Consider the following 23,990-nt stretch of genomic DNA (forward strand, 5'->3'; position numbering starts at 1 on the left):
ACATGTTGCCGCAGTTCCTTCCGGAACGACTGACTTGCCCGCCCGAGCGCTACGGCTTCGCCAAGGATCAGATCCACAAGGACGTGATGACTGGTTCAGGGCGCTGAAGTAAGTTTGCCTCCCTGGACAACGGAAGGCCCCGGCAGAAATGCCGGGGCTTTTTTTGACTGTCCGTGAGCGGCCTCAGATTACCGCGATGTATTTCAAGAGCGAGATCACTCCAAGGATGATCACCACCACGCGCGCGATCTGCTTGGCGCGGCCGTCGAGCGGCAACAGGTTGATCAGGTAGAGAACAAGAATAACGACAAGAAATGTGACGAGCACACTGATAAGCATCAAAGCCCCCTATGGCGTCATGAAAAGCACGATTGCTTGCGAGCCAACGCCTGACGGCCTGCTTGGGTTCCCCGGAAGGAACCGGATCCCCGCACCCGGCAGTCAATTGGCCGGCACCCGGCCCTGTGCCGGACTACTATTCCCGCGCCACCACCGGCACGCGCTGATAGCGCGCGCTGATCCTTTCGGAGGCCGGCGAGAAATTCAGCGCCGCGCCGCGCTTATCGGCGCCGCGATTGGCCACCACTAGCCCGCTTTCGCCGGCGACGATGTCGCCCCTGCGCAGCGTCGGGTCGTCTTCGATCCTGACCGGCGCCAGCCCGAGCTGATCCTTGCCGTTGCAGGTGCAGCCCGCCACCATCTCGTTGCGGTAGCGGAACGCATTCGGCAGTTCGGAATAGGGTTTGCCGTTGTCGGTCACGGCGTTGTCGATGCTGCTCCCATAGACGATCCTGGTATCGCTGGCCGGACAGAAGCTGTTGCAGGAGGCCGCCCGGGTCTGTTTGTCCGACGCCGGGATCGGGAAATAGCGGCCGTCGCAGGTACGCACGCAATAGACCTGGCCGCCGCCGGCATGGTGCGGACGACCGTCATCTCGCGGCACCATTGGGCCGCCCTCATTGGCAAACGGCAGCTGGATCTGCGGCGCGCGCGAGCGGCCGCCGAACGCGCCGAACAGCGCGGAGAGAAAATCTTCGGCCTGCGCAGCGGGCGCGAGCGCCGAGACCAACAGAACCGCTGCCGCCACACGCCATGCCAGCCGCCTGCCTGATGTCCATTCCATATCGGCTCCGATCTCAGTACAGCGACGAAGTCGAAACGTTCATCGCCTGACGGCCAGACCTCGCGGTCGGGCGCGGCGGCGGCGCAGCCGGGCGGACCGAGATCATCGTTCGCGTGTCCACGGCCCTCGCTTCAAGGTGCGGCGCATGCTTCGGCAGCACCACCACCCTTGTGCCGACATCGACGCGGCCGAACAGATCGGCGACGTCTTCATTGGTCAGGCGAATGCAGCCACTGGAAACGAACTTGCCGATGGTCGAGGGATCGTTGGTGCCGTGAATGCGGTACTGGCTGGTGCCGAGATACATCGCGCGTGCGCCCAAGGGATTACCGGGGCCGCCCGCCACGAAGCGCGGCAGATAAGGCTGGCGCGCGATCATTTCCGCCGGTGGATGCCAGTCCGGCCATTCCGCCTTGCGGCTGATGGTCTGCACGCCGGACCAGGTAAAGCCCTCGCGGCCGACGCCGACGCCATAGCGAATGGCGCGGCCCTGACCGAGCACGTAATAAAGCGCCGTATTGCCGGTATCGATCACGATCGTGCCCGGAGTCTCGCGGCTGTTGAAGGCAACGACCGCGCGCTTCAACCGCTCCGGCACAGCGGCTGCGCTGCCGTCGCCTTCATCGGCGGGCTGTGCCGGCGCCACCATCATGTGGTCTGACGGAAACGCGCTTGGCTGGGTGGAGGCGTAGCCGAACACTTGAGCGCCGAACACTTGGGCGCTGGCGCTTGCGAGCCACGCCGGCGACAGCAGCAATGCCGCGCCGAGGACCAGCGCGCCGGTCGCGCGCAACGAGAGACTACGATTGCCTGCGAGTGCCTGTGTCATGATCTGCCCCGATGCGATGCGCATCACGCTGATGCCTCTGCGCAACCAACCCCACCGGGGCTGCATGGTTCCGTCCGACTCGACGCCGGAGCAGTGCAGTCAACCGGCCGACCCTTCACGTTTCTGCGACGGAACTTTTCGGCTGCGCACGAGTTGGGTCCGTACGTCGCCCGGTCATGGTGATGTTCGCGATCCTGACGGTGGTCGGCGTGGTCGCGTTCCCCACCCTCGGCGCGGGGCTGCTCGCGTCAGTGCTCTTTGCCGGGCTCACCTTTCTCGAAGGTCATTTCATCACACCTGCTATCGTCGGCCGCCGGCTCGAACTGAACGCGCTCGCGGTATTCATCGTGCTTGCCTTCTGGACTTGGCTGTGGGGACCGATGGGCGCCTTCCTGTCCTCGCCGGTGTTGATCGTCGCGCTCATCATCAAGGAACATTTGCTGCCAGCGGATTCGCCGCAGCTGCCGCCGGACTGATCGGATGGGTTAGAACCTCGTCCTGACAGGATGAGGTCTGGGTATGACGCCACGGGCGAACGCTCACGTCACGCAGCGGCCGGGCTCGAGATGCTTCGCGACTTCGGTCAGCACGCTGACCACGGGCTCGCAGGCCACCGCCGTCTTGCGGTCCCCGGATTTGGTCACGGCCGGAGCGGCGGGCGTGTTGCGCGCGTCCCTGGCGACCGGCACGCGGACCAGGACCGAGGTATCGGCAAGGCTGTCCAGGCGCAGCGAGATCGTGCGCGCCGACGCCGCCGGACCGACACCGGCAGCGCGATCGGCTTTGGCGGCACGATTGACGGAGGTTGCCGGCGCGCCCGCGACGGCCTGCCAGCGGTCTGCGAGATCGTGGCCGAAGGCCAGCGGAACCGCGCCGAGCACGAGTGCAACGCCGGCCGTGCCGAAAATTCCCTTTGCCATTTGTGACATGTGCATTCGTCCCTCGCCGCAATCGCGATCGCGGGAACAACGCGGGTGGAACAACGCAGTTCGGGAAACCCGCCATCACATAACCGTGTGCAAAGAATTTCGAGAAGGCGGGAACGAGTCCGGGGATCCCGGCGTCATCAGAACAGCCGGTCATCCCCCCTGCCCCATTGACCGGTGATGTAGGGCGCGGCTGTGGTGATGCCAGCCGCGCCCTGCTTTTATGATTTCTGCTTGCTGGTCTTGTCTCGCACTCGTCCCCGAGAATCGTCAGAACGCCTTAGGCAGCCGACAAACAAAGGGGCTGTGCGTTCTGGAACTGCGACGGTCCGGCACAGGGTGCGCTCGAAACCGCTCACGACATCTGCTAAAATTCAAGAACCGCAATCGACGCCAGAACAGGTGCATGAAAATTGCGGACCTCATGGGATAGAAATCGAGAAATGGCTGGCTGCAATGACTGCTACGACCCAAAAGACCTAACCCACACCACCACAACTTACCGCCGCGCGCTCTGGATCGTTGTGATTCTAAACGCTGGTTACGGCATCGCCCAAATGTTTGGCGGTTTTCTCGCCGGCTCTCAGGCGCTCAAGGCGGATGCTCTCGATTTTCTCGGTGACGGATCAATTACGCTCCTGGGCTTGCTTGCCCTATCGTGGGGCGCGGTCTGGCGCGCCCGAGCCGCGCTTGCACAAGGTGTTTTCCTCGCCGCGCTGGGCGTTGGCGTGTTGGCCGCAGCGGCTTACCGCATGTTCGTGTTGAACTCCCCCGAGCCGTTCCTGATGTCCGGCTTCGGACTAGCTGCCCTTGCCGTAAACGTCGCCGCCGCATGGGTACTCAGCAAACACAGGGAAGGGGACGCCAATGTCCGCGCGGTCTGGCTGTTTAGCCGCAATGACGCCATTGGCAACTTTGCCGTCATTGTCGCAGCCGGTCTGGTGTGGCTCACCGCCACGCCCTGGCCCGATCTCGCAGTGGCGGCCGTGATCGCGGGACTATTTTTGCATTCGTCCTTCGACATCATTCGGGACTCGCTGCGAGAGATGATCCGCACATAGCCCCCTGCTCCCGCAGAGTGAGGTGGAGCGCTGTGGAGCTCCGCTGGGAACGGCCAGAGATCGAGGTTCGTTGGAGTCCGGTGCGGCGTGACGGCGTCTTACGTGGGCGGGGTGATGCCAGCCGCGCCCTGCATTCTTGTCTGGAAACGCAAAGTTGGCTGCCTGCCCCGCTTGCCAGCGGCAAAAAAGAGCGGCGCGCCGTCGAGCGCGCCGATTTCTTTCCTCTCACGCCACCCTCGGCGTCCTGTTGCGCGAGTTGCGCTGGAAGAACAGTGCCTGGCTGGCGACGGCGGAGACCATCGCGGGCTGGAACGGTTTCGAGATCAGGAACGCGGGCTCGGGGCGTTCGCCGGTCAGGAAGCGCTCGGGATAGGCGGTGATAAACACCACCGGGACCTCGAAGGTCCGCAGCAGCTCGTTGACGGCGTCGAGGCCGGATGAGCCGTCGGCCAACTGAATGTCGGCCAGGATCAGGCCGGGCTTCTGGTTCCTGGCAAGCGCCACGGCGTCGCTGTGAGTGCGGGCGACGCCGATCACATGGTGGCCGAGATTCCTGACCAGGCTTTCGAGGTCCATCGCGATGAAGGTCTCGTCCTCGATGATCAGCACATCGGTCGCGATCTCGGCCGCCATTTCACGGCCGGCGTCGTCCGCCAGCCTGCGGGTCTCGCCGACGTCGGCACCGAGAATGAAGGCCACCTCCTCCTCGGAGAAACCTTCCAGCGACAACAGCAGGAAGGCCTGGCGCGGCAACGGGGTGATGTTGGAAAGGCGGCGCTCCGACGGCAGCGGCAGGGCCGTCACGTCGGGATCCTCGTTGAGCGAGACCGAATTCCAGATTTTCGTGAACAACTGGAACAGCCCGGCGCGCGGCCCGTGCCGCTCGTCGAGCAGGGACGGATCCTGCAGCAGCGCCTCCAGCATGGCCCCGACATAGGCGTCGCCGGAGGCCTGATTTCCCGTCAGCGCACGGGCATAGCGCCGCAATAGCGGCAGATGTTCCGCAACGAGCTGTGATCGCGACATCCCCACTCCGTCCTGTCTCGAGGTCAAACTTTTAGGTCAGGCATCCTGTCGGGGTGACCCGGTTTCCCCAGTTGCGCGGGACTACGCCCGAGCCCGAGAAAAGTTCCCGCGTCTGCTGGAACTTTCCGGCGGATTTCGAATTAGCCTTCCTAGAAGTTGCGGCAAGGACTTCAATCCAATGAATAATTAACGAGATTACACGGACTTAGCTCTCGGGGAAGCGTGGAACAGGTCATGAAAGATGTGAAGTCACAAGCCAGCAAGACGGCCGCTCCTGGCAAGCCGGGCCGCCTCAACGCCGAGATTCAGTCACGAATCGGGCATCAACTTCGGGCGATGTATGACGACGTGGTGCGGCAGGGCGTGCCGGACCGCTTCGCAGAACTGATCCGCAAGCTTGATGTTCCCTCTTCCGATCCCCAACTGGGACCTACGGGCGCTCCGGCAGCTCCGGCAATCAAGAATGACGGGAGGGACTGATGCCTCTCACAGATTCGCTCCGCGACGACATCCTGGCGTCGGTTCCGAGCTTGCGCGCATTCGCGATCTCGCTCAGCGGCAACGGCGACCGCGCCGATGACCTGGTGCAGGAGACGCTGCTGCGCGCACTCGCCAATATCGACTCGTTCCAGCCCGGCTCCAACCTGCCGGCGTGGCTGTTCACGATCCTGCGCAACCTGTTCCGCTCCGACTACCGCAAGCGGCGGCGCGAGGTGGAGGATGCCGAGGGCAATTACGCCAAGACGCTGAAGACCCAGCCGGCACAAGGCGCGCATCTGGAATTCGAGGAATTCCGTGCCGCCCTCGACAAGCTGCCGCAGGACCAGCGCGAAGCGCTGATCCTGGTTGGCGCCTCCGGCTTCTCCTATGAGGACGCCGCCGCAATCTGCGGCTGCGCGGTCGGCACCATCAAGAGCCGCGTCAATCGCGCGCGGACGAAGCTCTCCGCCCTGCTCTATGTCGACGGCGCCGACGACTTCGGCCCCGATGAAACGGTCCGCGCCGTGATCGGCGGCGGCGGCGGGTAGCTCGATATTCCCGTCATTGGAGGAGCAAAGCGACGAAGCAATCCATTGTTTGCGAAGATGGATTGCTTCGCGGAGCCTGTCATCGGGCGCGCATTCGTGCGACCCGTTGGCTTGGCCGGGACGGCGGCTGATGTGTGACGCAATAACGAAACCTACCGCACCGGCCTCACCGGTGCCGAGAATTGTTCGCTGCGGTCGCGCTCGGTCATGTCGACGACGGTCTCCATCGGGGCGGTGAGTTCGTAGACGTAGCTGACGTCCGTGAAATACCGCTTCGCGGCGCCGCCGAGCGCTTCCGGCGCGACGCGGTCGAGCAGGATGAGGCCGAAATCGGAGTCCTCGCGGCGGGTCGCGGCGCTGGTGTTGAACTCTTCCCAGCGGAAATGAAATGTCGTGTCGGGTTCATCCCCGGTCACTTGCCAATGCGCCGTGATGTGCGGGTGCTTGCCGACCAGCGACAGTCCCTCGTCGGAATGCGACGCCAGTTCGAAGAACAGCAGCGACAGGCTCTGCGCGGCCCGCGCGCTCACCGCAATATCGGGACCCGAGACCGCGATGCGCTCGGCGTGGGGAATCGCGCGCGCCTCGAACAGCCCCTTCAGCTTGACGCCCTGCCACTGGCTTTCGCTCAACAACGTCACCACGTTCGACATCGCATGGATGCGGCCGATCAGGAGATCGCGGGCGACGTCGATGTCGGCGCCGTGGCGCAGCGTGCGGGTCACGATCGACTGGATCACCGCCAGGATGTTCTTGACGCGGTGATTGAGCTCGTCGATCACGGCGGTGAGCCGCCGTTCGAAGCCGATACGCACCTGGATTTCGCGGCTGAGCCGCAAATTGTTGTAGGCGACGTAGCCGAACAGCCCGCAGACGATGCCGGTCAGCGCAAGCCCGATCGCCGCCACGATGGCGGCGGTCTGCCGGGCGCGCATCATCGCGTTGTTCTTGGCGTAATAGGCGAGCGACCAGTCGCGGTCGCCGAAGCTCACGGTGCGCACCATCGACGGCGGCGGCGCTTCCGGCGACACGATCCTGGAGCCGACGTGATCGCGATCGGTCGCGACCAGTTCCTGATCGGCGCTGTTGGGGTCCCTCAGCGCCACCGAGAACAGCGACAGATCGTCGTTCGCCAGCATCAGCGGCGCCAGCTCGTAGGAAAAGGTCACGAAGCCCGCCGGCTGGGAGGCACTGTCAGGCAGCACCGGCGCGGCAAGCACGACGCCAACCGGTCCGTCGGAGCGCAACAGCGGCATCGGATCGGACGCCACCGGCTTGCCCGCCGTCATGGCGCGGGCGAACATCGGCCCGAGAACTGGATGGTGGCTGTAGGACCGGCCCGGAAAGGCCACCGTCGCCGCGTTGCGGGGTTCGACGTCCATCAGCACATCGACCGGCCTGTCGAGCGACTGCCGGTCCAGCGGCTTGTCGTCGAAATTCCGGATCGAGGGATTGGGAAACCTCTCGCTCGCCAGCTCCTTGCGCGCCGCCTCGAGTTCGCCCGGCTGCAGCCGCGCGATCCAGCTGGCGACCACGAAATCGGTCTTGAAGGCGTAGATCGAGGCCCGCAGCGGCTGCAGCATATTGGCCTTGATCACGGAGGGCGCGCGGAACAGGCCGGAGGCGACGCGGGCGAGCAGTTCACGCTCGGTCAGGCGGTCCTGGACCAGGCTGGCATGAACGTCGATCGCGCGCGCCATCGCGATGCCGTCCACGGTCAGCTCCTGGTCGTGGACGCGATAGGCCGCAAGCCCGGAAAGCAGAGCCCCGATCAATGCGATGAAGGCGATGATGAAACCGAGCCGAACCACTCGCTTACTCAGAAGAAGAGGCGTTGGCGATGAAACAGATCAAACATCTCGCGGCCGCCGGTACGGCGACGAACCGCAACAGAATGAGTACCAACCGTCGGGATAATGAAGCAGCGATCATCGGCGCGCAACTGCGGCTGGAGAGTAGCACTAACAAGTGCCTGCCATGGATTGTCGTTATGGCGAGGCCAGAGGAAGCTAACCGCAGCGAAGCGATTTGGTTCCGTCTTTGCCGCCGTTCACCTCGAGGCCAATCCCAATGGTGTCATTCCGGGGCGATGCGAAGCATCGAACCCGGAATCTCGGGATTCCCCGGTGCGCAATTGCGCACCTGAGGTCTGGTCCTCCGGACCATCCCGGAATGACGGTGTCTGGATTGTCTTGCGCTGCCTGCCGCCTGCCACAAGTATTAACGCGACCGTTCAGCCCGCCTTGACCTTGTCCTTCGCCTTTTCCCTGGCCTTGGCCGCCGGCTCGAGGCCGCCCTTGGCCTCGATGAAGCCGATGATGCGGTCGAGGCCTTCGCACCTCTTCAGGTTGGTCATGACGAAGGGCCGCTCGCCGCGCATCCTCTTCGCATCGGTGCTCATCTTCTCCAGCGACGCGCCGACATGCGGGGCGAGGTCGATCTTGTTGATCACCAGCAGGTCGGAGCGAGTGATGCCGGGCCCGCCCTTGGACGGGATCTTGTCGCCGGCGGCGACGTCGATGACGTAGATGGTGAGATCGGCGAGTTCCGGTGAGAAGGTGGCGGCGAGATTGTCGCCGCCGGATTCGATCAGCACCAGGTCGAGATCGGGAAATCTGGCGCGCATGTCGGCGACCGCGGCGAGGTTCATCGAGGCGTCCTCGCGGATTGCGGTATGCGGGCAGCCGCCGGTCTCGACGCCGGCGATGCGGTCCGGCGTCAGCGACCCCGAGCGCACCAGGAATTCCGCATCCCATTTGGTGTAGATGTCATTGGTGATCGCGGCGATGTCGTAGCGCTCGCGCATGGATTTGCAGAGCAGGTCCATCAGCGCGGTCTTGCCGGAGCCGACCGGGCCGCCGATGCCGATGCGAAGCGGGCCGTGAGATTTCGACATGTCAGTTGCTCTTTCTCTGCCGTCGTCCCGGCGAACGCCGGGACCCATAACCACCGGCGGTCGTATCGTTAGCGAGTTGTCTCACACCATTTTCCAATCGCAGTTGCACGGCGTATGGGTCCCGGCGTTCGCCGGGACGACGCGTTGAGGGATACGTTGCATTCCGGATCACGGCGTCCAGGTCCAGCGAAAATTGTCTTCCCGGAAAGTCCTAGCGAGCTGCGGATCAGCCTTCTCGACGTCGCCGAGCGACTTGCCGCGCGCGTCGAAATAGGTGCGGTCGGCCTCGATCTCCAGCGTGCGCTTGCCGATCTCGCATTCGTAAGGCGCCGCGCGGCCGCCGCCGAGATATTTCCAGTGGTTGCCGTGGCGCGCGCCGCCGCACACGACGTCGCCGGGCTTGAGATTGTTCTTGCCGAGCTCGGCCTGGATTTCCGCCACCAGTTTCGGCGCGGTTGCGACCGCCTTCAAAACCTCGTCCAGACCGAGACTGCCGCCCGCCAATGCCGGCGCGGCCGCGAGCGTGACCAACCCCGCCAGCCCCCAGACGATCCGCGTAGCCCAACGCATGGCGAAAGCCCTCATGAGCGGAACAGCCTCGTATACTGCGTCTCGTGCCGCATCGAGGCGAGATCAGCGCGGAAACTCGCGCTGCCGAGATCGTCGAGCGCAGCGGCCATCACCCGTTTGGCGGTGGCGACGACGACCGGTTCGAGCTGCGCCAGCACGCGCTGGCTGTCGGTCTGCCCGAGCGGGATCAGCCGCGCGCCTGCGGAAATCCAGTTCGACGCCAGCGCGTGAAAGAACGCATGCAAGGTGGGGGCGAGCGGCATCGCATGCGCTGCGCTGACAAGGCCAACCGCGACGGGATAGACGATGGTAGCGCCGCAGGCCGCGATCACCTGACCGAGCCCCTCGCAAGGCCAGGCCGCACGCGCGATGTCGATGAAGGCGCGACCCTGCGCCGAGGTTTCGAGCTGGCGCTCGCGCGAGGGCACCAGGGCGGCGGCGAGCTCCGCGATGCCGCGCAGGGCCGCATCGTCGCCCAATGCGGTGGCGCGGTGGGCGTGGGCCAGCACCACGCCGTCGCAGAAACCGCTGCCGTCCGCCAGCATCGAGGCCAGCCAGTCCCGCAACGAGGCGGCATCGGTGATGTCGCCGGCTTCCACCGCCCATTCGATGCCGCTGGAATAGGAGAACGCGCCGACCGGAAAGGCCGGCGACAGCCAGGTCATCAGCCGGTACAGCGCCGCGGCTTCGGCTTCCGTCATGCCGTCCCGGCCGGCGACCGGCGGCGGCTCATTTGTGGTCATGAGCATGGGAATGACCGTGGTGATGGTCGTGGTCGCAGTGCTCGTCGTGGCGATGGTCATCATGGTGATGATGATCGTGTTCACCATGATGATGGTGGCCATGATCGTGCGATGAATGATCGTGGACCTCCGGCGCGTGGGCGTGGCCGGAATCCGCATAGGCGCCGCCTTCGGGATCGAACGGCGCCTCGATCTCGATCACCCGCGCGCCCAGCCCCTTCACCATCGCCTCGATGACGTGGTCCCTGCGGATGCGCAGGCCCTTGGGCATGATCTGGGTCGGCAGGTGGCGGTTGCCGAGATGCCAGGCGACCCGGACCAGATGGTGCGGATCGTTGCAGCGGATCTCGGCCAGCGGCTCGGGGGCGGCGACCACCTCGACCAGCCGGCCGTCCTCGAGCACCAGCGCGTCGCCGCCGCGTAGCGCAACGGCGGTTTCGAGGTCGAGCAGGAATTCCAGTCCCCGCGTGCCAGTCATCGCCATCCGCCGCCGGTGCCGATCGTCAAAATCGAGCACCACGGTATCGGCCGGCGCTTCCGTCCAGCGATGCTGTCCCCGGACTTCGGTGGCGCGGATCATGGGACCATGCCTGGAGCACTTCCGGTGGCTTCATCCTTCGAGACGGCGCTTGGCGCCTCCTCAGGATGAGGTTTCAGACCCTCATGGTGAGGAGCGCGGCAACGCCGCGCGTCTCGAACCACGAGGCCACCGAATATACAGCCATGATTCCACCCAGGCGGAACGCGCATCAGAACTTCTCGACCTTGCCGTCGCTGATGATCTCGATCACGGTCGGCGACACCTTGAGCGGCGCGGAATACTCCCGCCACACCTTCATGTGCGGCGCCTTGCCATGGGCGTTGAGATCCTCGCGGGTTTCCCAGCGCTCGACCACCACGAACAGATTGGGGTCGTGGATGCTGGTGTGGTTTTCATAGGAGATGCAGCCCTTCTCCTTGCGGGTGGCGGCGATGCATTCCTTGGCGCCCTTGATGAAGGCATCCCGGCATTCCGGCTTCACCTGCGAAGTGGCGACGACGTAGATCATCGATGGTTCTCCGGCTTCTTCCTGCTCAGCGGACGTCGACTTTTTCGGGCGTGATGACCTCGATCTTCGGCGGCGCGGCGAAGCATTTCACCGCGACGCGGCCGAAGGTCTTCATATGCTCGGCGCCGCGGTGCGGCACCAGCGCCTCGGCGTTTTCCCACTGCTCGACGAACACCATCTTGGCCGGATCGGTGACGCTCTCATGCAAGTCATAAGCAATATTGCCGGCTTCTTTCCGGGTTTCCTTGATGCAGGCGGTGGCGGCGGCAATGAATTCGGCGCGCGTTTCAGGCTTCACGGTCAGTGTGGCAACGACGTAAATCACGAGATCCTCCCGGTCTTTTGTTCTGGCTTGAAGTACCGGGAAAGACCTTAGAACATGAAATAGCGCTGCGCCATGGGGAGCACCTCGGCCGGGGCGCAGGCCAAAAGTTCGCCGTCGGCGCGCACCTCATAGGTCTCGGGATCGACCTCGATTTTCGGCGTGGCGGAATTATGGATCATGCTCTTCTTGGAGATGCCGCCGCGGGTATTTTCAACCGCATAGAGCTTCTTGTCGATACCGAGCTTCTTCGCCAGCCCCGAGGCCACCGCGGCCCTGGAGGAGAACACCACCGAGGACGCCGTCAGCGACTTGCCGAAGGCGGCAAACATCGGCTGGTAATGCACGGGCTGCGGCGTGGGAATGGACGCGTTGGGATCGCCCATCGGCGCGGCCACGATCGAGCCGCCCTTGATGACGCAATCAGGCTTGACGCCGAAGAAAGCCGGCGACCACAGCACGAGATCGGCGAGCTTGCCCTTTTCCACCGAGCCGATCAGCCTGGAGACGCCGTGCGCGATCGCGGGGTTGATGGTGTATTTCGCGATGTAGCGCTTGACGCGGAAATTGTCGTTGTTGCCCTTGTCCTGCGGCAACGAACCGCGCTGCTTCTTCATCTTGTCGGCGGTCTGCCAGGTGCGGATGATGACTTCGCCGAGCCGGCCCATGGCCTGCGAATCCGACGACATCATCGAGAGCGCGCCGAGGTCGTGCAGGATGTCTTCCGCCGCGATGGTCTCTTTCCGGATGCGGCTTTCGGCAAAGGCGAGGTCCTCGGCGATCGAGGGATCGAGATGGTGGCACACCATCAGCATGTCCAGATGCTCATCGATGGTGTTGCGGGTGAACGGCCGCGTCGGGTTGGTCGAGGACGGCAGCACGTTCTTCAAGCCCGCGATCTTGATGATATCAGGCGCGTGGCCGCCGCCGGCGCCTTCGGTGTGGAAGGCATGGATGGTGCGGCCCTTGAAAGCCTTCACGGTGTCCTCGACGAAGCCGGATTCATTCAGCGTGTCGGAATGGATCATGACCTGGATGTCATAGTCGTCGGCAACGCTCAGGCAATTGTTGATCGCCGCCGGCGTGGTGCCCCAGTCCTCATGCAGCTTCAGCGCGCAGGCGCCGGCCTTGATCATCTCGACCAGCGCCGCCGGCCGCGAGGCGTTGCCCTTGCCTGAAATGCCCAAATTGACCGGGAACGCGTCGAACGACTGGATCATCCGCGCCATGTGCCATGGCCCGGGCGTGCAGGTGGTGGCAAAGGTGCCGTGCGAGGGGCCGGTGCCGCCGCCCAGCATCGAGGTGACGCCGGACATCAATGCATGCTCAATCTGCTGCGGGCAGATGAAATGGATGTGGCTGTCGAAGCCGCCGGCGGTGAGGATCTTGCCCTCGCCCGCGATGATATCGGTGCCGGGGCCGATCACGATGGTGACGCCGGGCTGGATGTCGGGATTGCCGGCCTTGCCGATGGCGCTGATATAGCCCTCCTTGATCGCGACGTCGGCTTTCACGATGCCCCAATGGTCGACGATCAGCGCATTGGTGATGACGGTATCGGCCGCGCCCTGCTTGTTGGAAGCTTGCGATTGCCCCATGCCGTCCCGGATCACCTTGCCGCCGCCGAACTTCACCTCCTCGCCATAGACGGTGAAGTCCTTCTCGACCTCGATGATGAGATCGGTGTCGGCGAGCCGCACCCGGTCGCCGGTAGTCGGCCCGAACATGTCGGCATAGACGGAACGTTTTATCTTCACGGACATATCGTGCTCCAGCTCTCAGATCGGCGGTTGTTTGCAGAGGCGTGAAATCGCGAACATGGGAGTTCGGAGCTACCCCCCTCCCCAACCCTCCCCCGCAAGGGGGGAGGGAGCCCGACTACCGTGCTTGTGTTGTCAGGGATCACAGCTTGCCCATCACGTCGCCGCGGAAACCGTAGATGACGCGCTTGCCGGCCAGCGCCACCAGCTGCACGTCGCGGGTCTGGCCGGGCTCGAAGCGGACGGCGGTGCCGGCGGCGATGTCGAGCCGCATGCCGCGGGCGCGTCTGCGGTCGAATTTCAGCGCCGGATTGGTCTCGAAGAAATGATAGTGCGAGCCGACCTGGATCGGACGGTCGCCGGTATTGGCGACGGTGAGCGTCACCGTCTTGCGGCCGGCATTGAGTTCGATCTCGCCACCCTGGATGAAGAGTTCGCCGGGGATCATGTGGATATTCCCTTCCTCGTCATTCCGGGGCGCGCGCAGCGCGAACCCGGAATCTCGTTCCAATAACTTCTGGATTCCGGGTTCGGCGCATTGCGCCGCCCCGGAATGACTGGCGTCATCTGATCGGTTCATGCACGGTGACGAGTTTGGTCCCGTCGGGAAACGTGGCTTCGACCTGGATATCGTGGATCATCTCGGCGATGCCATCCATGCACTGCGCGCGGGTCAGGACCTGGGCGCCGGCCTGCATCAATTCGGCGACGGTGCGGCCATCGCGCGCGCCCTCGACGATGAAATCGGAAATGATCGCGACCGCTTCGGGATGGTTGAGCTTGATGCCGCGCTCCAGCCGGCGCCGTGCCACCATCGCCGCCATCGAGATCAGCAGCTTGTCCTTTTCGCGGGGGGAGAGATTCATGCGAGCACTCTGATAATTTCAATCCGGATAATTTCGATCTGATCTAGTTGAGCCACAGCCGCGGTAGCCCCACGCCACTGGCGCAGCCGAGCACCGCCATCATGTCGGCGCGCAGCCGGGCCGCATCTTGGCCACAGAAGCGGGCCATTGCAAACCCGTTCCAGCAGGAGATGCCGACTTCGCTGCCGAAGGAATCGGAAAGCTCGCGGATGCGCTCCACCAGCGCCTCGTCGCCCGGCACGATCAGCGCGGTACCGATGGCGACGCCGCCGTTTGCCACCGCGGGCCGGGCCAGTTTTTCGCCGATGTCGCCGTCGAGGCGGATGTTTTCCGCAAACACCAGCCGGCCGCCGCGCCGCATCCGCCAGCGGTCGACGAATTCGCCTGATAGCATGCGCTCGCCCATCGCGGTGCGGCCGAATACCACGATTTCGCAGAGCAGAAGCGAGGCGCCTTCGGCCAGATCGATGTCGATGCGGCGCGATACCCGCGCCCGGTCGAACAAAATGGTCTCCTGCGGCAGCCAGGCGAGATGCGCCCCCGCGGCCGCCTTCAGCGCAATATTGACTCGCGCGGCGGGCCCCGCCGCCCGGTATATCTTTTCAGCGGCCGCCGTCGTCACCGCAAGACGGGATCCTTCGCCGGCCGCGATATCGATATCGAAACGGTCGCCGCCGGCAATGCCGCCCGCGGTGTTGACGAATACCGCCGAGAGGCCCTCCGCCTCCGGCGACGGGAAACGCACGCGCAGGGAGCCGGACTCGCGGAGATGGCGGCGGCGGGTGACGCCCTCGACCTGGTGCACGTCGAACGTCACGGCTCCTTGCGCCCGGTTGGCCGCAAAGATCGCGGAATTCGCGCTGGTGGTATCGGTCTGCATCCGTCCCCTGATCTTCTCAAAACGGCGCGCGACCGAGGCCGGCCGCGCAAAAAGAAACCTGTTACAGCGCCATCTGGCGGCTGATTTCAGCGGGATCCATAGCGCTGCGATCGCAGGCGTATTTCACGGCACCCCGGTCCATCACCGCGAAACTGTCGCCGAGCTCGCAGGCAAAGTCGAGATATTGTTCGACCAGCACGATCGCGATATTGCCGAGGCTGCGCAGGTACGAGATCGCGCGCCCGATGTCCTTGATGATCGAGGGCTGGATGCCCTCGGTCGGCTCGTCGAGCAGCAGCAGTTTCGGCCGCATCACCAACGCCCGCCCGATCGCGAGCTGCTGCTGCTGGCCGCCGGAGAGGTCGCCGCCGCGGCGCCCCAGCATCGTTTGCAGCACCGGAAACAGCGAGAACACGTCGTCGGGGATGTTGCGGTCGTCGCGCTTCAAAGGCCCGAAGCCGGTCTTGAGGTTTTCCTCGACCGTCAAGAGCGGAAAGATCTCGCGGCCCTGCGGCACGAAGCCGATACCCTTGCGCGCCCGTTCATAGGGCTTCAAGCCGGTGATATCGGCGCCGTCGAAACTGATCGATCCCGAGGCTATCGGGTATTGGCCGACCAGCGCCCGCAACAGCGAGGTCTTGCCGACGCCGTTACGCCCGAGCACGCACATCACCTTGCCCGGTTCGGCCTTGAGCGAGACGCCGCGCAGGGCTTGTGCAGCACCGTAGTAGAGATTGATGTTGTCGACGTTGAGCATGTGGCACGTCCTTAAGGGGGCGAGTAGCGAATGGCGAATAGCGAATAGTTAGAGAAGACTTTCCATTCGCCATTCGCTACTCGCCCCTACCTACCGAGATACACTTCGATCACGCGCTCGTTCGAGGAAACCTGATCGATGGTCCCCTCCGCCAGCACCGAACCCTCGTGCAGGCAGGTCACCTTGACGCCGAGCTCACGGACGAAGGTCATGTCGTGTTCGACGACCATGATGGTCTTGTCCTTGTTGATTTCCTTCAGCAGTTCGGCGGTCTGTTGGGTTTCGACGTCGGTCATTCCGGCGACCGGTTCGTCGACCAGCAGCAGTTTCGGATCCTGCGCCAGCAGCATGCCGATCTCGAGCCACTGCTTCTGCCCGTGCGACAGGCTGCCCGCCAGCCGGTTGCGCGCGTCGGTCAGGCGGATGGTTTCCAGCACGCGCTCGATGCGTTCGGATTCGGATCTGGTTTCGCGCCAGAACAGCGTGCCCTTGACGCTGTGATCGACATTGAGCGCCAGCAAGAGATTGTCCTGGATGGTCTGGCTCTCGAACACCGTCGGCTTCTGGAATTTGCGGCCGATGCCGAGTTCGGCGATCCGGGTTTCGTCGAGCCGGGTCAGGTCGGTGACGCCGTCGAACAGCACCTCGCCCTCGTCCGGCTTGGTCTTGCCGGTGATGATGTCCATCATCGTGGTCTTGCCGGCGCCGTTGGGGCCGATGATGGCGCGCATCTCGCCGGGCTCCAGCGTCAGCGACAGGTTGTTGATGGCGTGAAAGCCGTCGAACGAGACGTGCACGCCGTCGAGATAGAGCAGCGCGGAAGTGGCACGTGTTTCCATGGCGTTCATGCGCTCACTCCGCCGGGTTCGGTTCGCTGACGCCGTCTTCGCGCGCCGCACTCTCGGCATTGGCCGTGAGGCGCTGCGCCTTCCACGGCTCCCACCATGCATTGAAGGTGCCGACGATCCCCTTCGGCAGCAGCAGCGTCACCAGGATGAACAGCGCGCCCAGCATGAACAGCCAGTACGGCGCCAGCGCGCCCGAGGTGAAGAACGTCTTGGCGTAGTTGACGACGACGGCGCCGAGCGCCGCGCCGACCAGGGTGCCGCGGCCGCCGACGGCGACCCAGATCACGGCCTCGATCGAGTTGCCCGGCGCAAATTCGCTTGGGTTGATGATGCCGACCTGCGGCACATAGAGCGCGCCGGCAACGCCGGCCATGCAGGCCGACAGCGTGAACACGAACAGCTTGTAGGATTCGACGCGGTAGCCCAAAAATCGCGTGCGGGATTCGGCGTCGCGCACCGCGATCAGCACCTTGCCGAGCTTGGAAGTCACCACCGCCCGGCAGATCAGGAAGGCGATCATCAGCGCGAGGCAGCTCAGCAGGAACAGCGCCGCGCGGGTGCCGTCGGCCTGGACGCTGAAGCCGAGAATATCCTTGAAGTCGGTGAGGCCGTTGTTGCCGCCGAAACCGAAATCGTTGCGGAAGAACCCGAGCAGCAGCGCATAGGTCATCGCCTGCGTAATGATCGAGAGATAGACGCCGGTGACGCGGGAACGGAACGCCAGCCAGCCGAAGCAGAACGCCAGAAGGCCGGGCACCAGGATGACCATCAGCGCCGCGAACCAGAACATGTCGAAGCCGTGCCAGTACCACGGCAGCTTCGGATAGTTCAGGAACACCATGAAATCGGGCAGGATCGGATTGCCGTAGACGCCGCGGCTGCCGATCTGGCGCATCAGATACATGCCCATCGCGTAGCCGCCGAGCGCGAAGAAGGCGCCGTGACCGAGCGAGAGAATGCCGCAATAGCCCCAGATCAGGTCGATCGCGAGCGCGAGGATGGCGTAGCAGACATATTTTCCGAACAGCGCCACCAGATAGGTCGGCACCTGGAACATGGAGCCGGCCGGCAACAGCAGGTTCGACAGCGGGATCAGCACGCCGACCGCGGCGACCACCGCGAGAAACACGGTCGCACTGCGGTCCAGCGAACGCGTGAGCACATGCGGCATCATCGGAGGCATGCTCCCTTACCTCTCCCGCTTGCGGGGGAGGTCGGATCGCATCGAACGATGCGATCCGGGTGGGGGAAATCTGTCCACACGACCAGCGTGAATCGCGGAGAGACCCCCACCCCAACCCTCCCCCGCAAGCGGGAGAGGGAGCGGAGCTCCGGATGAGATTCGGTTGCAGAAAGCGGCATCATGCTTCCACCGCCCGCCCCTTGAGCGCGAACAGGCCGCGCGGGCGCTTCTGGATGAACAGGATGATCAGCACCAGGATGGCGATCTTGCCGAGCACGGCGCCGGCCACCGGCTCGAGGAACTTGTTGGCGATGCCGAGCGTGAAGGCGCCGACCAGCGTGCCCCAGAGATTACCGACGCCGCCGAACACCACCACCATGAAGGAGTCGATGATGTAGCTCTGGCCGAGGTTCGGGCTGACATTGTCGATCTGCGACAGCGCCACGCCGGCGATCCCGGCAATGCCGGAGCCGAGGCCGAAGGTCAGCGCGTCGACCCGCGAGGTCGCGATCCCCATCGAGGCCGCCATGCGCCGGTTCTGCGTGACCGCGCGCATTTCGAGGCCGAGCGCCGTGTAGCGCAGCATCGCGAGCAGGATGGCGAACACCGCCAGCGTGAAGCACAGGATCCACAGCCGGTTGTAGGTGATCGTGACTTGCCCGATCTCGAACGCGCCGCTCATCCAGGATGGATTGCCGACCTCGCGGTTGGTCGGGCCGAACATGGTGCGCACCGCCTGCTGCAGCACCAGCGACAGGCCCCAGGTCGCCAGCAGCGTCTCCAGCGGGCGGCCGTAGAGGAAGCGGATGATGCTGCGCTCGATCAGGATGCCGATCGCGCCGGCGACGACGAAGGCCAGCGGCACCGCCATCAGCAACGAATAGTCGAACAGCCCGGGATAGCTGGTGCGGATGGTTTCCTGCACCACGAAGGTGGTGTAGGCCCCGATCATGACCATCTCGCCGTGGGCCATGTTGATGACGCCCATCACCCCGAAGGTGATGGCAAGCCCGATAGCCGCGAGCAGCAGGACCGAGCCGAGCGACAGGCCGTACCAGGCGTTCTGCACCATCGACCACAGCGCGAGGCTGCGCTGAATGGCCGCCGTCGCGTTCGCCGCGGCGCTCACGATCGCAGCCGGCTGATCCCCGGTCAGCCCGGTCAGCAGCGCCATCGCCTCCTGGTCGCCGCGCGCCTTGATGGCGGCGATGGCTTCCAGTTTTTCAGCGTCGGTGGCGTCGGGTTTGAACAGCAGGATGGCTGCGCGCGCCTCGGTAAAGGCCAGCTTGGCGGCCTTGACGGTTTCGTTCTTCAGCGCCTCATCGACCAGCGGAAGCATGGCCTCGTCGTGGGTTTTGAATACCGACTGCGCGGCATGGATCCGCTTGGCGGGATCGGGCGACAGTAGGGTCAGTCCGCCCAATGCAGCTTCGACGGCGCGGCGCAGGCGGTTGTTGAGGCGAACGGCGGCCGCGGCCGCAGGGAGGCTCGCGACCGGTTCGGCGGTGGCGGCATCGACGATCTTGCCGTTGGGCTCGGTGACGTAGACTTTTTTGGTGTCGGGATCGGCCATCAGACGGCCATCCTGCAGCGCGCTGATGATGGCAAAGGCGAGCGGATTGCCCGATGACGCGACCGCACCGATCGCATCGTTGGTGTCGGAAAAATCGTCGTTGGCGAACTTGCCGACCGCATCCTCGAACGGGCCCGCGAGCGCCGGAACGGCGAAGGCGGCGATCAGGAAGATCGAGAGGGCAAGCGCGCGAAAACGCTCAAGAACATTGGCAACCACTGGACGACCCCGGCAGGAGTAGAGGAGAAGGCGGCAGCAGCGCCGCCTTCTCCGGTCTCAGAGAGCAATGGGAACTATCAGGAACCCTGACCGCCGCACTTGTTGGTCTTGGTGTTGTAGTTGCCGCACTTCTTGCCGACCCAGTCGCCGATCAGGTCCTTGGAGCCCTCGAGCTCCTTCGACCATGCATCGCCGGCCACCAGGCCCGGGGTCTTCCACACCACATCGAACTGGCCGTTGGCTTTGATTTCGCCAATGAACACCGGCTTGGTGATGTGATGGTTCGGCAGCATCTTGGAGGTGCCGCCGGTCAGGTTCTTGGCTTCGATGCCCGGCAGGGCGTCGATCACCTTGTCGGCGTCGACCGACTTCACCTTCTCGACCGCCTTGACCCACATGTCGAAGCCGATGACGTGAGCTTCCATCGGATCGTTGGTCACGCGCTTCGGGTTCTTGGTGTAGGCCTGCCATGCCTTGATGAACTTCTCGTTGCCCGGATCCTTGATCGACTGGAAGTAGTTCCAGGCGGCGAGATGGCCGAGCAGCGGCTTGGTGTCGATGCCGGCGAGTTCCTCTTCACCGACCGAGAACGCGACCACCGGAATGTCGGTCGCCTTGATGCCCTGGTTGCCGAGTTCCTTGTAGAAGGGAACGTTGGCGTCACCGTTGATGGTCGAGACCACCGCGGTCTTCTTGCCGGTCGAGCCGAACTTCTTGATGTCAGCCACGATCGTCTGCCAGTCGGAATGACCGAACGGCGTGTAGTTGATCATGATGTCTTCCTGCTTGACGCCCTTCGACTTCAAGTAGGCTTCGAGGATCTTGTTGGTGGTGCGCGGATAGACGTAGTCGGTGCCGGCCAGCACCCAGCGCTTCACCTTTTCATCCTTCATCAGGTAGTCGACCGCAGGGATCGCCTGCTGGTTCGGCGCCGCACCGGTGTAGAACACGTTGCGCTCGCTCTCCTCGCCCTCGTACTGCACCGGATAGAACAGGATCGAATTCAGTTCCTTGAACACCGGCAGCACGGACTTGCGCGACACCGAGGTCCAGCAGCCGAACACCACCGAGACCTTGTTCTTGGTGATGAGCTCGCGCGCCTTTTCCGCGAACAGCGGCCAGTTCGACGCGGGGTCGACGACGACGGCCTCGAGTTTCTTGCCGAGCACGCCGCCCTTCTTGTTCTGCTCGTCGATCAGAAAGAGGATGGTGTCCTTCAGCGTGGTTTCGCTGATGGCCATGGTGCCCGAAAGCGAATGCAGAACGCCGACCTTGATGGTGTCGTCCGCCGCCTTTGCGTTGGTAAACGCGGCCAGGCCCAGAACCAGCCCGGCGGTAGCCGCCAGCCAGCGACGGCGGGTCAAAGGCGTCGCTATATCGTGAGTCAATTGAGTAAGCATGAGGTGTCATCTCCCTGACGCAGACGTTAAACGCTGCGAAACGGCCCCACGGCCGCCTGCGTTAATGGAATCGCAAGAACCATGCCATGGGGGACAACGGGTATAACCAAATGTTTTTGTTGATGAATTTAGCGCTGGCCGCAAAAATGCCGAATTTATTTGCCTATTATTCAGCCGGAAAAACTGTATGCTTACGCGGCAGCCTGAGCAATTTTTGAGCAAATGAGGCCTATTGGCTAATTTTCCGGCACAAAATTCTTGCGTTGCAGCACGCGAAAGCCCCCGATCGGGCGAAAAATCGCGTCACTCCACCAGTTCCCTTAACCCCGCCGGGCAACAGTCGGGCGATTCACCTTGAAAGCGCCGCGTTCGTGCTCCATATGATCAACACGACCCAGGGAATCACCGGGTCACTGCGAGCCGCGTGTTCTGAGCCCGTCCAACGGTTTCTGGCTTGCCCCTTCAGCTAACCGAAACCGACGCCCCCAACACGCGGGTGTCTCTGACACCCCTCGCGCGCTCCTGGCTGCAACAATGCCGGGCGCCTGCCCTTTATAATGGAAAGAACCCACCTTTTGACCTCCTTTCAGGATTTCGGCCTTGCCGATCCAATCTCGCGTGCGCTCAAGGAAGAGAATTATCTCACGCCCACGCCCATCCAGGCTCAAACCATCCCCCTCGCACTCGCCGGCCGTGACGTCGTCGGCATCGCCCAGACCGGCACCGGCAAGACCGCATCCTTCGCGCTGCCGATCCTGCACCGGATCCTGGAGAACCGCATCAAGCCGCAGCCCAAGGCCTGCCGCGTGCTGGTGCTGAGCCCGACCCGCGAACTGTCCGGACAGATCCTCGACAGCTTCAACGCCTATGGCCGCCACATTCGCCTGACCTCGGCGCTGGCGATCGGCGGCGTGCCGATGGGCCGCCAAGTCCGCTCGATCATGCAGGGCGTCGAAGTTTTGGTGGCCACGCCCGGCCGCCTGCTCGATCTCGTGCAAAGCAACGGATTGAAGCTCGGCCAGGTCGAGTTCCTCGTACTCGACGAGGCCGACCGCATGCTGGACATGGGCTTCATCAACGACATCCGGAAGATCGTCGCCAAACTGCCGATCAAGCGGCAGACGCTGTTCTTCTCGGCGACCATGCCGAAGGATATCGCCGAACTCGCCGAAGCCATGCTGCGCGATCCGGCCCGCGTCGCCGTGACGCCGGTAGCCTCCACGGTCGAGCGCATCACCCAGCGTATCATCCAGGTCGATCACTCCAACAAGCCGGCATTTCTGGCGCAGCTTCTGAAGCAGGAGCCGGTCGACCGCGCGCTGGTCTTCACCCGCACCAAGCACGGCGCCGACAAGGTGGTGAAGGGCCTCGCCAGGGCCGGCATCACCGCCGATGCCATCCACGGCAACAAGTCGCAGAACCACCGCGAGCGGGTGCTGGCGGCGTTCCGCACCGGCGAGATCCGCACTTTGGTGGCCACCGACATCGCCGCCCGCGGCATCGACGTCGACGGCATCAGCCATGTGGTGAATTTCGACCTGCCCAACATTCCCGAGACCTACGTCCACCGCATCGGCCGCACCGCGCGCGCCGGCGCCGAGGGCGTCGCGATCTCGCTGATCGCTGGCGCCGAGGAAATGGGATATCTGCGCGACATCGAAAAGCTGATCCGCATCGCCTTGCCGCGGGAAGACCGCCGCACGCCGGGCCATCGCGAGCCGGCGCCGGCACCGACGCAGCATCGCGGGGCTCGATCCGGGCCGCGCGTGCACGCCGGCAGGGGCAACAATGAAGCCGCCCCCGGCGCGAAAGGCCCTCGCCGTAACCGCCGTCCTGGTGGTAGTAATGGCGCTCCGCAAACCAACCGCCACGAGACCAGCCGGCACGAGCCGGCGCGTCCGTCGGCGCAAGGCAGCGGCAGGGCCGAAGGGATGCAGGGGGTTGCCTTTTTGCATCGCGAAAGCCGTCCGAATACCAAACCCAACCGTACCCAACGACCGCGCTAATCGTCGATCGATCTGGAGACAACCATGGCTAAAGAAGAGCTGATCCAGTTCGAAGGACTGGTGACCGAAATCCTCCCCGACGCCCGCTATCGCGTGCAGCTCGACGCCGGACACGAGATCGTCGCCTACACCGCCGGCAAGATGAAGAAGAACCGCATCAAGACGCTGGCGGGCGATCGGGTGACGATCGAGATGTCGCCCTACGATCTGGAAAAGGGCCGGCTGATCTTCCGCCATAAGGACGAGCGTCCGGGTGGCGGAGCCCCGCGTGGTGCACCGCCGCGCGGTCAATTCCGCCGCCGCTAGCGCATTTGGGTACCGGTTCGCGTCAGAATGACGCGCTCCGGTCCAATCGCGAGCACCGCGTGACGAAATCATGGCGGTGCGCGGGCAACAGCTCCAATAGCCATCCGGGGCGCGCGATCAAAAAATCGTGCACCTCAGGATTGTTTTGGAGGCAATTTTGGAATATTATAAGCAATCGATTTTCGGCCGGACGACATTAGCTATCCACCGGTACAGCCGGTTTAGACGCTGACGACCCTTCCAAAAATTCGATCTCACCAGCCTGACGAAAGTCGGCTTTACTATATCTATCTTGAGAAGGGACTACCCCCGTGAGCATGGGAACCGTGAAGTGGTTTAACGCGACCAAGGGCTTCGGCTTCATTCAACCGGATGACGGTGGCAACGACGTGTTCGTTCACATCAGCGCCGTGGAGCGCGCCGGCCTTGGTACGCTGCGCGAAGGCCAGAAGATCTCCTACGAGATCGTGGCCGATCGCCGCTCTGGCAAGTCTTCGGCCGACAATCTGCGCGCCGCAGGCTAAACGGATTCTTTCCGGCACGCCGGGCGAATCCGATGATCTGACTAATGTGAAAGGCCGCGCTCGCTGCGCGGCCTTTTTATTTTGTGTCGACTTAT

28 protein-coding genes and 1 pseudogene are annotated in these 23,990 nt (G+C 63.9%); 8 read left to right on the plus strand and 21 right to left on the minus strand.

Features of this window, described 5'->3' with window-relative positions; genetic code table 11:
* Window positions 1-183: 183 nt before the first annotated feature.
* The 3 genes from KMZ29_RS23850 to KMZ29_RS23860 form a co-directional block, all read right to left on the minus strand.
* Window positions 184-339, minus strand: coding sequence for a Thivi_2564 family membrane protein (locus KMZ29_RS23850; protein WP_215603673.1), 156 nt, complete (start codon window positions 337-339; stop codon window positions 184-186).
* Window positions 340-475: 136 nt separating this feature from the next.
* Window positions 476-1,123: a DUF2865 domain-containing protein gene (locus KMZ29_RS23855; RefSeq protein WP_215621481.1), complete on the minus strand. Its 648-nt coding sequence runs from the start codon at window positions 1,121-1,123 to the stop codon at window positions 476-478.
* A 13-nt stretch (window positions 1,124-1,136) separates the two neighbouring features.
* Window positions 1,137-1,952 (minus strand): L,D-transpeptidase, encoded by an 816-nt coding sequence (locus KMZ29_RS23860; protein ID WP_215621482.1) that lies wholly within the window; start codon window positions 1,950-1,952, stop codon window positions 1,137-1,139.
* A 176-nt stretch (window positions 1,953-2,128) separates the two neighbouring features.
* Between KMZ29_RS23860 and KMZ29_RS23865 the strand changes: the two are divergent.
* A pseudogene (locus tag KMZ29_RS23865) lies at window positions 2,129-2,428 on the plus strand (AI-2E family transporter); the annotation flags it as partial.
* Window positions 2,429-2,491: 63 nt separating this feature from the next.
* Here the strand turns inward: KMZ29_RS23865 and KMZ29_RS23870 are convergent.
* On the minus strand, window positions 2,492-2,881 hold the full coding sequence (locus KMZ29_RS23870; RefSeq protein WP_215621484.1) for a hypothetical protein: 390 nt from the start codon (window positions 2,879-2,881) through the stop codon (window positions 2,492-2,494).
* Window positions 2,882-3,321: 440 nt separating this feature from the next.
* On the opposite strand from KMZ29_RS23870, the gene KMZ29_RS23875 reads away from it, so the two are divergent.
* Window positions 3,322-3,939 carry a cation diffusion facilitator family transporter gene (locus KMZ29_RS23875; RefSeq protein WP_215621485.1) on the plus strand — a complete coding sequence of 206 codons (618 nt, stop codon included), beginning with the start codon at window positions 3,322-3,324 and terminating at the stop codon, window positions 3,937-3,939.
* 225 nt (window positions 3,940-4,164) lie between these two features.
* On the opposite strand, the gene KMZ29_RS23880 is transcribed toward KMZ29_RS23875, so the two are convergent.
* Window positions 4,165-4,965, minus strand: coding sequence for a response regulator (locus KMZ29_RS23880; protein WP_215621486.1), 801 nt, complete (start codon window positions 4,963-4,965; stop codon window positions 4,165-4,167).
* A 234-nt stretch (window positions 4,966-5,199) separates the two neighbouring features.
* Between KMZ29_RS23880 and KMZ29_RS23885 the strand changes: the two genes are divergently transcribed.
* Window positions 5,200-5,445, plus strand: coding sequence for a NepR family anti-sigma factor (locus KMZ29_RS23885; RefSeq protein WP_215621487.1), 246 nt, complete (start codon window positions 5,200-5,202; stop codon window positions 5,443-5,445).
* A complete protein-coding gene (locus tag KMZ29_RS23890; RefSeq protein WP_215621488.1) occupies window positions 5,445-5,993 on the plus strand; it encodes a sigma-70 family RNA polymerase sigma factor in 549 nt (182 codons plus the stop codon). Before KMZ29_RS23885 ends, KMZ29_RS23890 begins: the two co-directional genes overlap by 1 nt.
* 152 nt (window positions 5,994-6,145) lie before the next feature.
* Here the strand turns inward: KMZ29_RS23890 and KMZ29_RS23895 are convergent, their stop codons facing one another.
* Window positions 6,146-7,804, minus strand: coding sequence for a CHASE domain-containing protein (locus KMZ29_RS23895; RefSeq protein ID WP_215621489.1), 1,659 nt, complete (start codon window positions 7,802-7,804; stop codon window positions 6,146-6,148).
* A gap of 29 nt (window positions 7,805-7,833) precedes the next feature.
* On the opposite strand from KMZ29_RS23895, the gene KMZ29_RS23900 reads away from it, so the two are divergent.
* Complete coding sequence (locus KMZ29_RS23900) at window positions 7,834-8,139, plus strand: hypothetical protein (RefSeq protein ID WP_215621490.1); 306 nt, start codon at window positions 7,834-7,836, stop codon at window positions 8,137-8,139.
* An 87-nt stretch (window positions 8,140-8,226) separates the two neighbouring features.
* Here KMZ29_RS23900 and ureG read toward each other — a convergent pair whose 3' ends face one another.
* From ureG to urtA, 15 genes are all read right to left on the minus strand, one after another.
* Window positions 8,227-8,889 carry an urease accessory protein UreG gene (gene ureG, locus KMZ29_RS23905; RefSeq protein ID WP_215621491.1) on the minus strand — a complete coding sequence of 221 codons (663 nt, stop codon included), beginning with the start codon at window positions 8,887-8,889 and terminating at the stop codon, window positions 8,227-8,229.
* 168 nt (window positions 8,890-9,057) lie between these two features.
* Window positions 9,058-9,459, minus strand: coding sequence for a hypothetical protein (locus KMZ29_RS23910; protein ID WP_215621492.1), 402 nt, complete (start codon window positions 9,457-9,459; stop codon window positions 9,058-9,060).
* Between the two features lie 11 nt (window positions 9,460-9,470).
* Window positions 9,471-10,208, minus strand: a complete 738-nt coding sequence (locus KMZ29_RS23915) for an urease accessory protein UreF (protein ID WP_215624394.1) — start codon at window positions 10,206-10,208, stop codon at window positions 9,471-9,473.
* On the minus strand, window positions 10,189-10,782 hold the full coding sequence (locus KMZ29_RS23920) for an urease accessory protein UreE (protein WP_215621493.1): 594 nt from the start codon (window positions 10,780-10,782) through the stop codon (window positions 10,189-10,191). The genes KMZ29_RS23915 and KMZ29_RS23920 overlap by 20 nt, the downstream gene beginning before the upstream one ends.
* 169 nt (window positions 10,783-10,951) lie before the next feature.
* Window positions 10,952-11,251, minus strand: coding sequence for a putative quinol monooxygenase (locus KMZ29_RS23925; protein WP_215603687.1), 300 nt, complete (start codon window positions 11,249-11,251; stop codon window positions 10,952-10,954).
* Between the two features lie 25 nt (window positions 11,252-11,276).
* Window positions 11,277-11,576: a putative quinol monooxygenase gene (locus tag KMZ29_RS23930; protein WP_215603688.1), complete on the minus strand. Its 300-nt coding sequence runs from the start codon at window positions 11,574-11,576 to the stop codon at window positions 11,277-11,279.
* 47 nt (window positions 11,577-11,623) lie between these two features.
* Window positions 11,624-13,336, minus strand: coding sequence for an urease subunit alpha (gene ureC / locus KMZ29_RS23935; protein ID WP_215621494.1), 1,713 nt, complete (start codon window positions 13,334-13,336; stop codon window positions 11,624-11,626).
* A gap of 139 nt (window positions 13,337-13,475) precedes the next feature.
* On the minus strand, window positions 13,476-13,781 hold the full coding sequence (locus KMZ29_RS23940) for an urease subunit beta (protein ID WP_215621495.1): 306 nt from the start codon (window positions 13,779-13,781) through the stop codon (window positions 13,476-13,478).
* A gap of 115 nt (window positions 13,782-13,896) precedes the next feature.
* Complete coding sequence (locus KMZ29_RS23945; protein WP_215621496.1) at window positions 13,897-14,199, minus strand: urease subunit gamma; 303 nt, start codon at window positions 14,197-14,199, stop codon at window positions 13,897-13,899.
* A gap of 43 nt (window positions 14,200-14,242) precedes the next feature.
* Window positions 14,243-15,079, minus strand: coding sequence for an urease accessory protein UreD (locus KMZ29_RS23950; RefSeq protein ID WP_215621497.1), 837 nt, complete (start codon window positions 15,077-15,079; stop codon window positions 14,243-14,245).
* Between the two features lie 61 nt (window positions 15,080-15,140).
* Entirely contained in the window at window positions 15,141-15,836 is a 696-nt protein-coding gene (gene urtE, locus KMZ29_RS23955) for an urea ABC transporter ATP-binding subunit UrtE (RefSeq protein WP_215621498.1), read from the minus strand.
* An 86-nt stretch (window positions 15,837-15,922) separates the two neighbouring features.
* Window positions 15,923-16,684 carry an urea ABC transporter ATP-binding protein UrtD gene (gene urtD, locus KMZ29_RS23960; protein ID WP_215621499.1) on the minus strand — a complete coding sequence of 254 codons (762 nt, stop codon included), beginning with the start codon at window positions 16,682-16,684 and terminating at the stop codon, window positions 15,923-15,925.
* 4 nt (window positions 16,685-16,688) lie between these two features.
* Entirely contained in the window at window positions 16,689-17,858 is a 1,170-nt protein-coding gene (gene urtC, locus KMZ29_RS23965) for an urea ABC transporter permease subunit UrtC (protein ID WP_215624395.1), read from the minus strand.
* Between the two features lie 187 nt (window positions 17,859-18,045).
* The gene (urtB, locus tag KMZ29_RS23970) at window positions 18,046-19,659 is read right to left on the minus strand and encodes an urea ABC transporter permease subunit UrtB (RefSeq protein ID WP_215621500.1); all 1,614 of its coding nucleotides are present in this window, start codon (window positions 19,657-19,659) and stop codon (window positions 18,046-18,048) included.
* Between the two features lie 77 nt (window positions 19,660-19,736).
* On the minus strand, window positions 19,737-21,059 hold the full coding sequence (gene urtA / locus KMZ29_RS23975) for an urea ABC transporter substrate-binding protein (protein WP_215603696.1): 1,323 nt from the start codon (window positions 21,057-21,059) through the stop codon (window positions 19,737-19,739).
* Between the two features lie 557 nt (window positions 21,060-21,616).
* Between urtA and KMZ29_RS23980 the strand changes: the two genes are divergently transcribed.
* The 3 genes from KMZ29_RS23980 to KMZ29_RS23990 all read left to right on the plus strand — a co-directional run bounded on the left by KMZ29_RS23980 (window position 21,617) and on the right by KMZ29_RS23990 (window position 23,895).
* Window positions 21,617-23,065 (plus strand): DEAD/DEAH box helicase, encoded by a 1,449-nt coding sequence (locus tag KMZ29_RS23980; RefSeq protein ID WP_215603697.1) that lies wholly within the window; start codon window positions 21,617-21,619, stop codon window positions 23,063-23,065.
* Between the two features lie 24 nt (window positions 23,066-23,089).
* Window positions 23,090-23,371 carry a translation initiation factor IF-1 gene (gene infA / locus KMZ29_RS23985; RefSeq protein WP_143575210.1) on the plus strand — a complete coding sequence of 94 codons (282 nt, stop codon included), beginning with the start codon at window positions 23,090-23,092 and terminating at the stop codon, window positions 23,369-23,371.
* Between the two features lie 311 nt (window positions 23,372-23,682).
* Entirely contained in the window at window positions 23,683-23,895 is a 213-nt protein-coding gene (locus tag KMZ29_RS23990; RefSeq protein ID WP_011474122.1) for a cold-shock protein, read from the plus strand.
* Window positions 23,896-23,990: the final 95 nt, after the last annotated feature.

Source organism: Bradyrhizobium sediminis (assembly GCF_018736085.1).
GTDB lineage: Bacteria > Pseudomonadota > Alphaproteobacteria > Rhizobiales > Xanthobacteraceae > Bradyrhizobium > Bradyrhizobium sediminis.